This window comes from Vreelandella zhaodongensis, from assembly GCF_013415115.1.
GTDB classification, from domain to species: Bacteria; Pseudomonadota; Gammaproteobacteria; order Pseudomonadales; family Halomonadaceae; genus Vreelandella; species Vreelandella zhaodongensis.
On sequence record NZ_JACCDD010000001.1, the window covers coordinates 526,036 to 541,729 of the forward strand.

Genomic DNA, 15,694 nt, shown 5'->3' on the forward strand with positions numbered 1-15,694 from the left:
AGGCCGTAGGGCAGATTAAGCAGGGCGATGACCTGATAGACGCACCCAGCCTTCGCGGAGTGCAGGCTCATCCATAATTAATCCTTGTGCTTCATAAGCGTTTAATACGTCATCAGCCTGGTTTGCCAGAATCCCGGAGAGCGCTATCCGACCGTTGGGGGCTACATGCCCAGCAATCATCGCTGCTAGCTCAACCAGTGGGCCGGCCAGTATGTTGGCGGTGACAACTGGGTACAGGCCATCAGGCAGTTGCTCGGGATAGTAAAGTGACAGTTGTTGTTCTTGAATATGGTTGCGCTCGGCGTTATCGCGACTTGCCTGGAGGGCTTGTGGGTCAATGTCGGTGCCATCGGCATGACCCGCCCCTAGCTTTAACGCAGCAATGGCCAGAATGCCTGAGCCGCAGCCAACATCCAGAATGGAGTTATCTTGTAAGTCGCCGCTAACCGCAAGACTGTCCAGCCACTCCAGACATAGCGCCGTCGTGGGATGAGTGCCGGTGCCAAACGCAAGTCCTGGATCAAGAATCAGGTTCACTGCATTTTCGTCCGGTGGCGCAAGCCAGCTAGGTACAATCCAGAGGCGTTGACCCATGCGCAGCGGTGTGAAGTCGTCCATCCACTCCCGCTCCCAGTCTCTATCCGCTAGCAGCTCATACTCAATCGTTGGGCAGGGGTCGTCTGGTAGTTGCGACGACCATGCTGATTGAAGCCGCTCCAGCATCGCATCGACGCCTTCAAGGTTATCATAGAGGCCAGTAAGAATAGTGTCTTGCCAAAGAGGGGTAGTGCCTCGCTCGGGCTCGAAGACTGGGTTGTCGTGGGCATCTTGCAAGCTTATTGCTGTCGCCCCTTCTGCTAAAAGCAGCTCTTCTAGCAGCTCGGCTTGCTCGGGAGCAACATGGGCTTTGAGTTGGAGCCAAGGCATTGGGAATCTCCACGGCGTGAATGTGGCCACGCAAATGTAAAACAGTAACGGGGTGGCAATGGCCACCCCGTTGAGTGTTGACTAACAACGTAGAGCGCTTTCGCGCATCAGTTACTCAACTTCTTTTCAAGATAATGGATATTGACGCCGCCTTGGCGGAAATAGCTGTCCCGAACCAAGTCTTTCTGAAGATCAATATTGGTTTTGATCCCTTCAACCAGTATTTCATCCAACGCATTGCGCATGCGTGTGAGGGCGATCTCACGATCAGCACCCCAGGTGATGAGCTTGCCAATTAACGAATCGTAGTAAGGCGGTACTGTGTAACCGGTGTAGAGATGAGAGTCCATCCGTACGCCAAGCCCGCCTGGGGCGTGGAACAGCGTAACTTTGCCGGGAGAAGGCATGAAGGTGCGCGAATCTTCCGCATTGATGCGACACTCAAAGGCATGACCATTCACCTGTACATCTTCTTGACGAATCGAGAGTGGCAAGCCGGAAGCAATGCGCAATTGCTCCTTAACGATATCAACACCCGTGATCATCTCGGTGACAGGGTGTTCTACCTGAACACGGGTATTCATTTCGATGAAGAAGAAATTGCCATCTTCATACAAAAACTCAAAGGTGCCGGCGCCGCGGTAGTTAATCTCAATACAGGCTTGTCGGCAGGCTTCAAGCACTTTGGCGCGCGCTTCAGGGTCTATGCCAGGGGCGGGAGCCTCTTCAAGCACCTTTTGGTGGCGGCGCTGCAATGAACAGTCGCGGTCGTAAAGGTGAATGGCGTTGCCCTGACCGTCAGCCAGTACTTGCACTTCAACATGGCGGGGGTTCTCAAGGAACTTTTCCATGTAAACCGTGCCATCGCCGAAAGAAGAGTGGGCTTCGGTGCGGGTAACATTAATGGCCGAGAGCAAGTGGCCTTCTGTGTGTACCACCCGCATGCCGCGACCACCACCACCTGCGGCGGCTTTAATTATAACCGGGTAACCAATGCGGCGAGCGGTGGTTAAATTGGTTGCTTCATCATCCCCTAGCGGGCCGTCAGAACCAGGCACGGTAGGTACACCGGCAATTTTCATGGCTTCAATGGCGCTAACTTTATCACCCATCAGGCGGATGGTTTCCGCACGAGGGCCAATAAAGGTAAAGCCAGAGCGCTCAACCTGCTCAGCAAAATTAGCATTTTCTGACAGGAAGCCGTAGCCAGGATGAATAGCGCTAGAGTCAGTCACCTCTGCGGCGCTGATCAGCGCTGGAATATTCAAGTACGATTGGGCTGATGAGGCAGGGCCAATGCAGACGGCCTCGTCGGCCAAACGTACATGCATTAATTCGCGGTCAGCTTTGGAGTGAACCGCAACGGTTTTAATTCCAAGCTCTTTGCATGCCCGAAGTATACGAAGGGCAATCTCGCCGCGGTTCGCGATAAGTACCTTGTCCAGCATGGCAGAATCCACCCGTGTTGATATGAAAGATTAAGCGATGACGATCATAGGCTGATCGAATTCCACCGGCTCGCCATCTTCCACCAGGATGGCCTCGACCACGCCGTCGCGGTCGGCTTCAATTTGGTTCATCATCTTCATTGCTTCAACGATACATACCGTGTCGCCTTGCTTGACGGTATCACCGACTTCAACAAAAGATTTTGCGCCCGGTGCCGGGCTACGATAAAACGTGCCCACCATAGGAGAATAAACAGCTTCGCCTCGGTAGCTGGCATTTTGAGGCTCGGCATCGGCAACCGCTGTGCTGGAAGCGACAGGCGCTTGTTGCGTGGGGGCCGTTTGGGCGTATTGCGGCATGGGCTGGGGCTGCCAGTTAACACCGTTAGGATGGCGGCTGATGCGAACAGATTCTTCGCCTTCCTGAATTTCAATTTCGCTGATATTGGACTCTTCGAGTAGCTCAATCAGTTTTTTTACTTTACGAATATCCATATGTGTCGCCCCAAAAATGTGTGAACGGTCAGTGCAGTACGATACATGCAAATAAAAGCGTGCCCATGCTGCAGCGCCTAAAAAGCGCAGTAAACCAGATAAGAAAATGTAGAGAACGCTGCACGTTGGCGAACGTTAACCTGTACACAGTCCTTAAAGATGAGTTTTTAAGCAAATATGGGAGCGGAGTTTGCCGAAAAAGTGCGAGCATGTCCAGTAGTGACCCAGACATGCTCATTGGTTGTGAATTAAACAACTGTTTGACGACGATCGCGACACAACCGCTCAAAAGGCGTTCCTACTGAGTATGGAATGTCCTAGCCTTGTTGCCAACGTTTGAACAAGTCAAGGTGCTGGGCCAGCTCTTCAGCGGTTACCTCGCCTTGGATACGTGCATCGCGAACCTCTACGCCCCCAGTGAAGAATAGCAGGCTAGGAGGGCCAAACAGGTTAAAGCGGTTAAGGAGTTCACGACTGCGCGTATTGGTAGTCGTGACATCGACCGCAATGAGTTGGAAATCGCTCAGTGCCTCAACGACTAACGGATCTGGATACACGTCGCGTTCCATAAGCTTGCAGGAAATACACCAGTCGGCGGTAAAGTGCACAAAGACGGGACGCTGATTGCTTGTAGCCTGTTCAATCGCTGCTTCTAAATCGCTCAGTGTATCTACTTCCTGAAAAGAGAGCGCTTGAGATGGGGCACTGGCTGAACTGTTTAAAGCCGTGAGAGGGCGTAAAGGGTTGTTGCCCCCTTGGGCCGCGCCAATGACCAGCGCTACCCCCCACGCTAGTAGCATTAGGCCTGCCGTTTGGCGCACGCGTGACCAGCCATTAGGTTGGTTGGTGTGTAGCGCGCCCAATACTAGTGCCGTGCCGATGGCCAGTGCCGCCCAGAGGAGCAGGGCAACAGGAGGGGCAACTAATCGTTCAACCATCCAAATAGCGACGCCTAACAGTAACAGGCCGAAGGCGAGTTTAACGCCGTTCATCCAGGCACCTGTGCGAGGTAGGAGTGTTGTGCCAAAGGTGCCTACCAGTAACAGCGGTACACCCATTCCAAGGCCTAGCGCAAACAGGACAGCTCCCCCCATCGCAGCATCACCCGTTGAAGAGATAAACACTAACGCTCCCGCGAGTGGTGCAGTGACGCAAGGGGATACCACCAATACGGATAGTGCGCCTGCGAGCGCCAGACCCGCAGGCCCACTGCGTTGAGCGCGGGCTTGCCAAGCATCGACTTTAGACGCGAGTCGTGGTGAGACACGTAGGTTAAATGCGCCAAACATAGCCAGGGCAAATAGCGAAAATAGAATGGCAAAGGTGATCAGCACAGGTGCTGACTGTAGGTGGGCCTGAAGGTTTAGGCCTGCCCCAAACAGTCCCATTAGTACCCCGACCAGTGCATAAGTAGATGCCATGCCCAGAACATAGCTCGCCGAGAGCACGAACGCGCGTGGTTTGGTAGGATTTTGGCCGACCACAATTGAGGATAAAATCGGGATCATAGGTAGCACGCAAGGCGTAAAGGTAAGCCCTAGCCCCGCGATAAAGAATAGCCCTAGTGCGATGGGGAGGCTGGCGCTACTGATAAGTGTGCTAAAGCGGCTATCCGCGCTTTGCGGGGCAGAAAAACCGACGTTTTGATCTGTGGATTCAGCAGGGGCATCAGGCTGTGGTGCTGGTTCATTTTGCCAGTTAGCGAACCGGCCGGGAGGAGACGTTTCTGATGCGTCCAGCGCAACTGTTTCGGGAGGATAGCAGAGACCAGCATCGGCGCAGCCCTGAAAGGTTAACTCAATGCTGATTGGGCCGTTATAGGGCGTGGTTAGTGGTGTTTCAAACACCAGTGTGTCTCGGAAAATATAGACATCACCCATAAATTCATCATTGGTAAATGTCCCTTCAGGCAGGATTGGTGCTTCAAGCGCTACATTGGCGTCTTGGCTGGTGACGGAGAATTGATGGCGATACAAGTAGTAAGTTTCGGCGATATCGAAACCGATATAAACGCTATCTCCATCATGCCAAGCGGTGGGCTGGAAGGCTTCCAGAACAGGCAAGAAATCACTTTGATTGCTGGAAGAGGAAAACCACTGGGCATGGGCTAGTAGGGGAAGCCAGCAGAGTAACAGTAACAGGCTTAAACGCTTAAAAGACAGCACGAAGTATCCTTACGCAGACATATCAGGGAAATTTTTCAGTAGCATATCCTACCTTGTGATATCAGCGTAGATGCTGCGGTGACGTGACGCGCTTCTTCATGCTCCGTTAATGCCAAATCTAATAAGCCGCCGATAATAGAAAAGGCTGCCACGAGGGCAGCCTTTGATAGTAAAACCGCTTTGGCTTTACTGCTTAACCTGGTGGGTTAAGCCTTTTGGTATGCCGCTACTGATTTTTCAATCGCTTTGCGTGCGGCTTCAACACCTTCCCAGGACTCTACTTTCACCCACTTGCCTTTTTCGAGGTCTTTATAGTTCTCGAAAAAGTGAGCAATCTGCTGGCGGAGCAGTTCAGGAAGGTCAGTGACTTCTTGGACGTCGTCGTACAAGGTGCTTAGCTTGGGGTGCGGAACACATACCAGTTTGGCATCTTCGCCTGCTTCGTCGGTCATATTTAAAATGCCCACCGGGCGAGCGCGAATAATGCTGCCCGGTGCCACTGGGTGAGGTGTTACTACCAGCGCGTCAAGCGGGTCGCCGTCATCGGCGAGCGTGTGAGGGATAAAGCCGTAGTTGGCTGGATAAAACATGGGGGTGGCCATGAAACGGTCCACGAGAAGGGCACCCATGTCTTTATCGATTTCATATTTGATCGGCGCGTGATTAGCAGGAATCTCAATCGCCACATAGATATCGTTGGGCAGATCCTTTCCAGCGGGGATGTTATCGAAGTTCATCGTTTATTCCTTGGCTTGGCTTATGTAGTGCGGTGGCTAAGCAGTTGATGCATTGCATTAATGGCGAAGAATTATACGAATATGGGTGCTGGATTACCAATGCGACATAGGTGTGCTCTGCGGACAAATGTTTAAAATCCTAAAATACCCCCTGTTTTACGCTCTCGCGACGTTTGGCGGGCATCGTTTCCGCTTATCAGCGTGTATCATGTCCAGCGTGTGGTTCCTATGAAGAGCCTTAAGCCTAGGAGGATGAGTGGCGCACGCCCAGTTACTAATCAGTTATGGTCAAGCCTTTGTTGCTCCCGATAGGCGTCTACATCGAAGCTCTATGTCGGTGCGGCTGCCAGATGTGCCGCTGTTGAAAGTGAAAGGTGGATGCGCGGTTATTAGTGACTCGATTTCTCGCAATACAATGGCCAAGCAGGCTGGTGATTTAAGTGTTCGCGGTTTTTTAGCTGACTATTACTCTACGCCTGATCATTGGGACACAAAAACGTCGGCCACAAGAGTGTTGCGAGCACTCAACGGCTGGTGCTATAGCCAAAGCCAGCATGTGAAGGCAGGTAGCTTCGTTTCTTCGTTGTCGGCTATGGTTTATCGCGAGCGAGAAGCACACCTGTTTCATATGGGAGACACATTGGTCTTCCGCTTACGAGGTGCGGAATTTGAGCAGCTCACTCGGGATCATGTGACCGATATAGGCGGGTATCGTTACCCGTCACGTGCTTTGGGTATGGATGGTAGTGTTGATATTGACTATACGCACTTGCCACTCAAACAAGGTGATTTTTTTCTTTTTACCACCCAGGGCGTACGCGGCACACTAATGCCTTCCGACTATGTCCGACTCATTCGTCAAAATGCCAGTGATTTAGACGCTGCTTGTGAATGTCTGGCCAACGAGGCGAAGCAGCGCGCACAGGACAGAGGGTACGGGGGGGATCAGTTTTGTTTTCAACTGGTGCGTATTGATGAATTGCCAGAAGAATCAGAGGATCATCCAGGTCTGATTTATGGCGACTTGCCTATCCCGCCTGAATTAGCCCCAGGTGACCGGCTCGATGGGCTTGAAGTCTTATCGGTGCTTTCTAGAAATGCTCAGTCCAGAGTTTATCGTGTCCGCGATGTTTATTCCGAGCGTGAAATGGTGATGAAGGCTCCCAGCCCTGAGCTTTCTCTGCGCAATGCCTATCTGGAGCATTTTTTGCTACAGCAGTGGGTGGTAGAGCGGGTCAATTCACCGTTTGTCGTAAAAGTGATGGAGTCATCAAGGCCCCGCCGTTACCTTTACTACTTGATGCAACACGTGGAAGGCGAAACGCTTAGGCAGTGGGCGGAACGGCATCCGCAGGCCAGCTTAGTGCAACGCTTGGATATCGCTAATCAGTTAGGAAAAGCAGTTAAAGCGCTACATCACCGCGATATCATTCATCAGCAAATCACACCTGATAATATCTTGATTGATACCCATGGTAAGTTGGTGCTGGCTGACTTTAGTGCGTGTCACATGCGTGAAGTAGATGGACACCGCCACTCTGGCGAATTGCTAAGACAGATCGGTTTTAATGAACACTCGGCACCGGAATATGCGTTAGGCGATAGCGTAGGTCGGCGTAGTGATCAGTACTCGTTGGCGTCAACGGTCTACTGGCTATTAACTGGCGAACTGCCCTATACACTGACGCCTAATCGCCTTCGTAGCCATACCGACCTTGAAGAGCTCAGCTATCGCAGTGCTCGCACGGCGAATCCAGAGATAACCCCCGCGCTGGATGATGCCTTGCGGCGTGCGCTTGACCCACAGCGGGCACTGCGCTTCAGGCGGATGTCTGAATTCTTGCATGCGTTGCGTATGCCGTTAGGGCGAATGCCACCCAGCGAAGAACCCCGACAGGAGTCCCGTCGTTTTTGGCAAGGTGTGGCAGGTATTCTCTTACTGCTGCTCGTGCTTTCCTGGCTGCTGCGTTAACCAGCTTACTATCACGTCAGCTTAAAGTGGTTACCAAAAAGCGGCCCGATGAAACCATTCATCGGGCCGCTCCGTTGCTGATTACGAGATGCTTACAGGGTGAATTTAGGCAGCTTTTGCTCGACTTTTGCAAGTTTCAATTTGGCTACTTTGGGCAGGCCATTTTCAAACGGTGGGAAATCTTCACCCTGGATGAGCGGTGAGAGATACTCTCGGCAGGCTGGGGTAATTGCAAATCCGTTTTCGCTAATAAAGTCGCGGGGCATGAATTTTTCTTGGTTAGCCACCTGAGCCAGCGGAGCGGAGATGACATCCCACTGATAAGGCATCTGAGAAATGCGGCGTATGGCAGGCATCATGGCGTTTTTACCCGCCAGTGCTAATGTTACCGCCTCGCGGCCCACGGCATAAGCTTGCTCAACGTCGGTTTTAGACGCTAAGTGGCGCGCTGCACGCTGTAAATAATCAGCAACTGCCCAGTGGTATTTGTAACCAAGGTCTTGCTTTACCATGCCTGCAAGCGTCGGCGCGACACCGCCTAGCTGACGGTGACCAAAGGCATCCGTATTGCCGGCATCAGCAAGGAAGGTGCCGTCTTCATAGCGGGCGCCCTCTGATACAACGATGACGCAGTAGCCGTACTTATTAACACTTTCTTCCACTCGCGCCATAACGGCTTTGCGGTCAAAGGCGACTTCAGGGAAGATAATCAGATGGGGAGGCTCACCTTCGCCTGCTCCCGCTAACCCGCCCGCTGCTGCAATCCAGCCTGCATGACGACCCATCACTTCCAGCACAAATACTTTAGTAGACGTCGCGCACATTGACGCGATATCCAGCGAAGCTTCACGGGTTGAGGTGGCAATATACTTAGCAACGCTGCCAAAGCCAGGGCTATTGTCGGTAATAGGTAGGTCGTTATCCACTGTTTTGGGCACATGAATAGCTGTCAGGGGATAGCCAAGCTTTTCAGACAGCTGTGACACTTTGAGGCAGGTATCTGCGCTGTCACCGCCACCATTGTAAAAAAAGTAACGGATATCGTGGGCTTTAAAGACCTCAATTAAACGCTCATATTGAGTGCGATGAGTGTCGATATCTTTAAGCTTATAACGACAAGAACCGAACGCACCGCCTGGGGTGTAGCGCAAAGCGGCAATAGATTCATCGCTCTCTTGCGTCACATCGATGAGATCTTCTGTTAAGGCACCGATAATGCCGTTATGACCGGCATATACCTTGCCAATCTGATCGGGCGCTTGCCGGCAAGCTTCGATAACACCGCAGGCGCTGGCATTGATGACGGCGGTAACGCCACCGGATTGGGCGTAAAAGGCATTATGCTGAGCCATGGAAACGTCTCATCTCCTGAAAACGGGGGTTAAATCGTTATACAAGCAAAGGAAAGTAGCTTTCCTTTGCTTGCTTGAAAAGCCTGTTCCTTGGAACAGGCCATTAAAACAACGTAGCGTATGATGGCCGCAAAGTTTAGCGTAAAGCCGTTGCAGGTGCATCACGAGGCCTGGTTACTCGGCATCATCTAGCTCCTGTTCCTGCTGAGCCAGCCGCCATCCACCTAAGTCCTTATAGCGATTGACCATCGCGCAAAATAGATCTGCCGTACGCTCGGTATCATAACGGGCCGAGTGAGCAGATTTGTTGTCGAACTCGATACCTGCTGCGCGGCAAGCACGGGCGAGCACGGTTTGGCCATATACAAAGCCTGCTAGCGTAGCAGTATCAAAGCTGGAAAAAGGGTGGAAAGGGTTGCGTTTTACACCACAACGGTTAGCTGCTGCATTGAGAAAGCCGTGATCAAAGGCAGAGTTGTGGCCAACAAGAATTGCCCGCGAACAACCGTGTGCTTTTATTGATTTTCGGATAGGACGGAAAATTTCACCGAGTGCTTCAGACTCGCTCAGCGCTACTTGACGACGCAGTGGGTCATCAAGATTGATGCCTGTAAAATCAAGAGCAGACTGCTCCACGTTTGCGCCTTCAAACGGGTGGATGTGGTACGCATAAGTGGCATCGGGTAATAAATTACCGTCTGGATCCATGGTGAGCGTCACGGCGGCAATTTCGAGTACAGCGTCATTTTGGGCGTTGAACCCCCCCGTTTCTAAATCAATGACAACCGGCAGATAACTGCGAAATCGTTGGGCCATTAATTCGCGGGCAAATGCCTCGCTCATGCAACTCTCCTTAGTAAAGCGAGTAATTGGTCAGGACAAGTGGTTAAAGCAACCTCTTTGTTGGGGTGATTCTAGCAGCTTTACCCCTAAGGCGTCGTTGACGGTATTCGCTGAGCATTGAGAGCGCTATACTCAGGGTTTGTGTTATCGCGCAGTACATAGCGCTGCGTATTTTGGTGAACTGCTTTTCATAAACAAGGAGCAAAGAATGTCCGATGTCAAAAAGGTTGTGCTGGCGTATTCAGGCGGCCTGGACACATCCGTTATCGTGAAGTGGTTGCAAGAGACCTACAACTGCGAGGTAGTAACCTTTACAGCCGACATCGGTCAAGGTGAAGAAGTCGAACCTGCACGTACTAAGGCTCAAGCGCTGGGTGTTAAAGAGATTTACATTGAAGACCTTCGCGAAGAGTTTGTTCGCGACTATGTGTTCCCAATGTTCCGTGCCAACACGATTTATGAAGGGGAGTACCTGCTGGGTACCTCCATCGCACGTCCTTTAATTGCCAAGCGTTTGATTGAAATCGCTAACGAGACTGGCGCTGACGCCATTTCTCATGGTGCGACCGGTAAAGGTAATGACCAGGTGCGCTTTGAGCTGGGTGGCTATGCACTGAAACCTGGTGTGAAGGTTATTGCTCCCTGGCGTGAGTGGGATCTCACTTCTCGTGAGAAGTTGATGGCTTACTGTGAAGAGCACAACATCCCGGTTGACTTCTCAAATAAAAAGAAAAAATCACCGTACTCCATGGATGCCAACTTGTTGCATATCTCCTACGAGGGCGGCATTTTGGAAGACCCGTGGGCCGAAGCAGAAGAAGACATGTGGCGCTGGAGTGTTTCTCCCGAAGCCGCTCCAGAGCAGCCGACTTACGTAGAGCTGACCTTTGAGAATGGCGATATTGTAGCCATCGATGGTGAGACGCTTAAGCCCCATGAAGTGCTTGAAAAGTTGAACAAGCTGGGTGGCGACAACGGCATTGGCCGCTTAGATATCGTTGAAAACCGCTATGTTGGTATGAAATCCCGCGGTTGTTACGAAACGCCAGGGGGCACGATTATGCTGCGTGCCCACCGCGCTATCGAATCGCTGACACTCGACCGTGAAGAAGCACACCTTAAAGATCAATTGATGCCTAAATATGCAGAGGTGATCTACAACGGTTATTGGTGGAGCCCTGAGCGCCGTATGTTGCAAGCAGCCATCGACGAAACCCAGAAAAACGTCGCGGGTGTTGTTCGCATGAAGCTCTACAAAGGCAATGCTACGGTTGTTGGGCGTAAGTCTGAGCAGTCGTTATTTGATGAGTCTATTGCTACCTTTGAAGACGATGCAGGTGCTTACGATCAAAAAGATGCAGAAGGCTTTATCAAGCTGAATGCACTGCGTTTGCGCATTGCTGCCGGTAAAGGTCGCCTACAAAGTTAAGCTTGCACAAAGCGGCCAGCACGGTGCTGGCCGCTTGTATTGCTGGAGAGTGTGTATGTTTAAAAAATTGTTTTCAGGCCTGTTAGGTGGCTCGGCAAAAGACGTCTCAGAGGGCGGCACCAATGCTGCTGAGCCTGTTGAATATAAAGACTATTTGATTGTCTCGCAGCCTGACAACCAAAGCGGGCAATATCGCGTTAGTGGTTGGATTCGCAAGCTGGATAGCGAAGGAGTGACCCACGAGCACCGTTTTGAGCGTTCTGACATGCTGCCAGGCCGTGACGCCTGTGATGCAATGATGATAACCAAAGCGCAGCGCTTTATTGATGAAGTAGGTGAGGATATGTTCACCACTGATCCTCGTCAGGGTAGCGAATCCTAACAACGTCACGTTTTTCTAATTAAGGAGCGGCGTATGCGCATTGTATACCGAGCTTCCCCTTGGCGTTCCTTGATTGGTCATAATGGCGCATTTGATGTCCCCGCGCTGACCGCACCGTTACGCGACCTCCACGCGACCGTTTTCGCTTCGCATAGAACCTTGGCGGATGCCTATGCCGCCCAGCCAGCTTTTGTGGATACACTTGTACATTATGACGTACCTGCCTGGCGTATTAGCCAGTTAATTAGCGATCATAATGCTTGGCTATACCGCCAAGCCATTACGCGCTCGATTGACGAAATGCAAGCGCAAGGGTGGGGAGAGCCGCCGGTAGATTACTGCGTGCTCATGCTTGGCTCTGCAGCGCGATATGAAAGCTTGCTAGGTCCCGATCAGGATAATGCACTGATTATCGACGACTATCCGGATGCCCGCCACGTCGAAATCGATGGTTATTTTCAAGCGCTGAGCATGCGCTTCACTCAGCGTTTAGACGAAGTGGGCATACCGCTTTGCCATGGCCATGTGATGGCACGTTGGCCGATGTGGCGTAAGCGTCTGAGCGAATGGCAGCAACAATTAGACATTTGGAGTGCTGACCGCCAGGTAAAACGTGTTCAGCAAACTAATATATTGCTCGATTTTGCACCGGTCATGGGCAATCCTGCGCTTGCGGAATCGCTCGGGGCAGGCGTTGCCTCAACGCTTTCTGATGCACCATTATTTCTGCACGAGATGGCAGCATTGCTTGATGAACTGCCGGTGGCGTTAGATCGTTTTGGGCGCATTGCCTCGCATCCGACGCTTGAAGCACCTTACGATCAGGCGGTGAATCTTAAGCGCCAGGGGTTAATGCCTCTGATTAGTGCGCTTAGATTACTTTGCATACGCCACCAGTGTTATGAAATAGGTACTCGTGAGCGCCTGTTGGCGCTTTCGCATTTCACTAATGCATTAACAAAAGCACAGTCGGCATTACTGCTAGCCGCTTTTGAGCGTATGCAGCACTATCTGCTAGGCCAGCAGCGCCATAACATGGCACATGGCCAAGTGGCAGATGGTTGGGTGGATTTGCGCCGGTTGCGTGACGACGAACGGTTATTGCTAAAGTTTGATATGCAGCAAATTAAGGCATTTGTGAATCAGGTGAAGAAGGCATAACGTCTAGCCGTCTATTGTTTTCGGGTCGTCAGGCACTGCCTTATCTGGCGCTGCAGGAAGTTCGAGGGTTAAGCACGCACCACCCAGAGTTTTAGCGTCTTCCACCCAGAGCCGCCCGCCAAGGTGGGCGATGATCCCTCGGCTAATTGGCAGACCAAGGCCACTGCCTTTAGGGCGCCCGCGTGGTGTCTCACCGCTTTGCTGTATTTGATGAAACTTCTCAAAGACGCGCTCACGTTCATCAGCGCTGATGCCTGGGCCATTGTCTTCCACGCTTAAGCGGTAGTGTTGGCGATGCCGGTAAAGGGAGAGGCGTACTTCAGGATGATCTCGGTCGGCAAATTTACTGGCGTTATCAAGTAGATTAATAATGACCTGTTCCAGCCGGTCTTGATCACCGACCACTATTGCGGTCTCTGCTGTTATGCTGACGTCGAGTGAAATGCCACGATCTTCGTGTAAACGTGCAACGGCATCAACGCTTTGCCGAGCGAGTGCTGATAAATCAAGCGGCGTAGGATTGAGCGTTAAGCGCCCGCTCTCTAAACGAGCGAGGTCAAGAATCTCCTCAATTAAACGCGAAAGCCGCTGGCTCTCATGCACAATAACCCCCAGAAAATGCTGGCGCTTTTCGTCGGGCAGTTGGCCACTATCACGTAAAATTTCGGCGAAGGCTCGGATCGACGTCAGCGGGGTGCGGAGCTCATGACTTACCATCGCTACAAATTCGTCTTTCAACCGATCGAGCTCCCGCAGCCGTTCATTGGCACCACGTAGTTCATCACTCACTGCTAATAGCTCTTGGGATTTTTGCTCTAAACGGCGGTTGTACTCCAGCGTCTGTGACGTTGTATCAAGAATGCTTAGAATCGATTCAATATCTAAGGCTTCTCCACGCACGACCGAGTTGATCAATACCCGTGCTGATGCGCTGCCCAGCGAGCCTGCTAGTGCCTGCTCAGAACGAGTAATCAAATCAGCCGTTGCGGGGTTGTCAGGGTGCTCGTTGCTTTTGCTATCGCTTTGACTAAATACGCGGTGTGTTACCTGGTTACCCAAGTAGCGAATCAGCAGTTCCTTTAATTCGCCCTGGGTGGTTTGGCCGCGCCACAGCGCCGTCGTTTGTAAATTGGGGTGTAAGGCCTGGGTGAATAGAGCCGCCTGGGTTTGTTCAAACGGTGTGGGGCGGGTGAAAAGTGATATGCCCACCAGTAGCCCTATATTGGCTAACATGCTCCACAGCAGGGAGTGGGTATAAATATCCCAACCGTCAAGGCCAAATAAGCGGTAGGGGATTAGCCAGGAAATGCCCCAGGGGCCTTGGGTCAGTAACGTTGCATCTAACCAACCCGATTGAGCGAAGCCTGGTATCAATAGGGTGTAGCTCCAAACCACAAAGCCGGCGATAAGACCAGCGGTGGCTCCCTTACGAGTGGCACCACGCCAATAAAGGCCAATCAATAACGCAGGCGCAAACTGAGCGGCTCCCGCAAAAGAGACAAGCCCTATCGTAACCAGACTATACGAGTCGCCAATCAACGCGTGATACAGATAGCCAAGTAGCAGAATCAGCACAATGGCGATACGCCGGATACCTAGCAGCCAACCGGCTAGCTCTCCGCTGGTACTGAGGTGCATTCGCTTAGAGCGCAGCAATAAAGGCATAACCAGTTGATTGCTGACCATTGTAGAAAGCGCAATGGTTTCTACAATGACCATGCCCGTGGCTGCAGAAAGCCCACCGATAAATACCAACAGGGGTAATCCTTCAAGCCCTGCTGAGAGTGGAAGTGTGAGAACAAAACTGTCTGAATCACCTGCGCCAACGCCTAACAACAAGCCCGCGAAGGCAATCGGGATAACGAACAAATTGATCAGCAGCATATAAAGCGGGAACAACCAGCTCGCCCGGGTTAAATGCTGTTCATCGACGTTTTCAACCACTAATACCTGGAACTGGCGAGGTAGCGTTAGAAAGGCTAAAAAAGCCAGTATCAGCATGCCCACCCAGCCTGTAGCACCTCCGGGGACGCTATTCAGTCCCATCTTTTCGACCAGTTCAGGTGTGGCGGCCACACTACTAAACAGTGCTCCAGGGCCTTCATACATGACGAACACGACAAAAATGCCAACGGCCATAAAGGCCACCAGCTTGACGAGTGATTCCAAGGCAATTGCGGCGACCATACCTTCATGCCGCTCACTTGCATCTAAATGACGGGTGCCAAAAAGAATAATAAATACCGCTAATACCAACGCAACCCAAAGTGACTTATCCATCCAAAAGCGTTCATCAACCAGGGTGGTGTCAGCGGTGTTGGGGTAGTTCACTAAGACAGCATGGCTAACCGTGATAGCTTTTAACTGCAGCGCAATATAAGGCGTAATGCTAATAAGCGCCATTAAGGCAACCAGCGCTCCAAGGCTGGTGCTTTTTCCATAGCGAGCGCTAATAAAGTCTGCAATAGAGGTGATCCGCTGGCGGGCGGCAATGCGTACCATTTTGCGGATCACAACAGGAGCCATCAGCATGGCCAGCGTGGGGCCAAGATAGATAAGCAAAAAGCTAGGACCATGTTCGGCTGCTCGGCCAACACTGCCGTAAAAGGTCCATGCAGTACAGTAAACGGCGATAGATAGCGCGTATACCGTTGGTGAGCCAATCAGCGAACGGCCTTGCTCTGCACGCCGGTCACCCCATGCGGCGACGATAAACAGCAGTGCCAAATAGCCAAAGGCAGTAACAAGAATTAGGGCATCTGTACGCATGGCCTGCATCCCGC

12 protein-coding genes are annotated in these 15,694 nt (G+C 51.8%); 4 read left to right on the top strand and 8 right to left on the bottom strand.

What is annotated here, in order from left to right; genetic code table 11:
• Nucleotides 1-15: 15 nt before the first annotated feature.
• The 5 genes from prmA to ppa form a co-directional block, all read right to left on the bottom strand.
• The gene (gene prmA, locus HZS79_RS02310; RefSeq protein ID WP_179926946.1) at nt 16-927 is read right to left on the bottom strand and encodes a 50S ribosomal protein L11 methyltransferase; all 912 of its coding nucleotides are present in this window, start codon (nt 925-927) and stop codon (nt 16-18) included.
• A gap of 107 nt (nt 928-1,034) precedes the next feature.
• A complete protein-coding gene (gene accC / locus HZS79_RS02315) occupies nt 1,035-2,375 on the bottom strand; it encodes an acetyl-CoA carboxylase biotin carboxylase subunit (protein ID WP_179926947.1) in 1,341 nt (446 codons plus the stop codon).
• Nucleotides 2,376-2,405: 30 nt separating this feature from the next.
• Nucleotides 2,406-2,870, bottom strand: a complete 465-nt coding sequence (accB, locus tag HZS79_RS02320; protein ID WP_162218373.1) for an acetyl-CoA carboxylase biotin carboxyl carrier protein — start codon at nt 2,868-2,870, stop codon at nt 2,406-2,408.
• A gap of 317 nt (nt 2,871-3,187) precedes the next feature.
• Entirely contained in the window at nt 3,188-5,035 is a 1,848-nt protein-coding gene (gene dsbD, locus HZS79_RS02325) for a protein-disulfide reductase DsbD (RefSeq protein WP_162218372.1), read from the bottom strand.
• Nucleotides 5,036-5,241: 206 nt separating this feature from the next.
• Nucleotides 5,242-5,772, bottom strand: coding sequence for an inorganic diphosphatase (gene ppa / locus HZS79_RS02330; RefSeq protein ID WP_009724723.1), 531 nt, complete (start codon nt 5,770-5,772; stop codon nt 5,242-5,244).
• Nucleotides 5,773-6,028: 256 nt separating this feature from the next.
• Between ppa and HZS79_RS02335 the strand changes: the two genes are divergently transcribed.
• Entirely contained in the window at nt 6,029-7,744 is a 1,716-nt protein-coding gene (locus HZS79_RS02335; protein WP_162218371.1) for a protein kinase domain-containing protein, read from the top strand.
• Nucleotides 7,745-7,836: 92 nt separating this feature from the next.
• On the opposite strand, the gene HZS79_RS02340 is transcribed toward HZS79_RS02335, so the two are convergent.
• Together HZS79_RS02340 and rnt are read right to left on the bottom strand one after the other, a co-directional pair.
• The gene (locus tag HZS79_RS02340) at nt 7,837-9,096 is read right to left on the bottom strand and encodes a 6-phosphofructokinase (RefSeq protein WP_179926948.1); all 1,260 of its coding nucleotides are present in this window, start codon (nt 9,094-9,096) and stop codon (nt 7,837-7,839) included.
• Between the two features lie 174 nt (nt 9,097-9,270).
• On the bottom strand, nt 9,271-9,939 hold the full coding sequence (gene rnt / locus HZS79_RS02345; RefSeq protein ID WP_162218369.1) for a ribonuclease T: 669 nt from the start codon (nt 9,937-9,939) through the stop codon (nt 9,271-9,273).
• A gap of 208 nt (nt 9,940-10,147) precedes the next feature.
• Here rnt and HZS79_RS02350 point away from each other — a divergent pair, with 208 nt between their 5' ends.
• Genes HZS79_RS02350 through HZS79_RS02360 form a run of 3 tightly spaced genes read left to right on the top strand, consistent with a single transcriptional unit; the run spans nt 10,148 to nt 12,911 of the window.
• Nucleotides 10,148-11,368, top strand: coding sequence for an argininosuccinate synthase (locus HZS79_RS02350; protein WP_162218368.1), 1,221 nt, complete (start codon nt 10,148-10,150; stop codon nt 11,366-11,368).
• A 55-nt stretch (nt 11,369-11,423) separates the two neighbouring features.
• Nucleotides 11,424-11,750 carry an HlyU family transcriptional regulator gene (locus HZS79_RS02355; protein ID WP_162218367.1) on the top strand — a complete coding sequence of 109 codons (327 nt, stop codon included), beginning with the start codon at nt 11,424-11,426 and terminating at the stop codon, nt 11,748-11,750.
• Nucleotides 11,751-11,783: 33 nt separating this feature from the next.
• Nucleotides 11,784-12,911, top strand: coding sequence for a DUF294 nucleotidyltransferase-like domain-containing protein (locus HZS79_RS02360; RefSeq protein ID WP_162218366.1), 1,128 nt, complete (start codon nt 11,784-11,786; stop codon nt 12,909-12,911).
• 3 nt (nt 12,912-12,914) lie between these two features.
• On the opposite strand, the gene HZS79_RS02365 is transcribed toward HZS79_RS02360, so the two are convergent.
• On the bottom strand, nt 12,915-15,680 hold the full coding sequence (locus HZS79_RS02365) for a sensor histidine kinase (protein WP_179926949.1): 2,766 nt from the start codon (nt 15,678-15,680) through the stop codon (nt 12,915-12,917).
• Between the last annotated feature and the right edge of the window lie 14 nt (nt 15,681-15,694).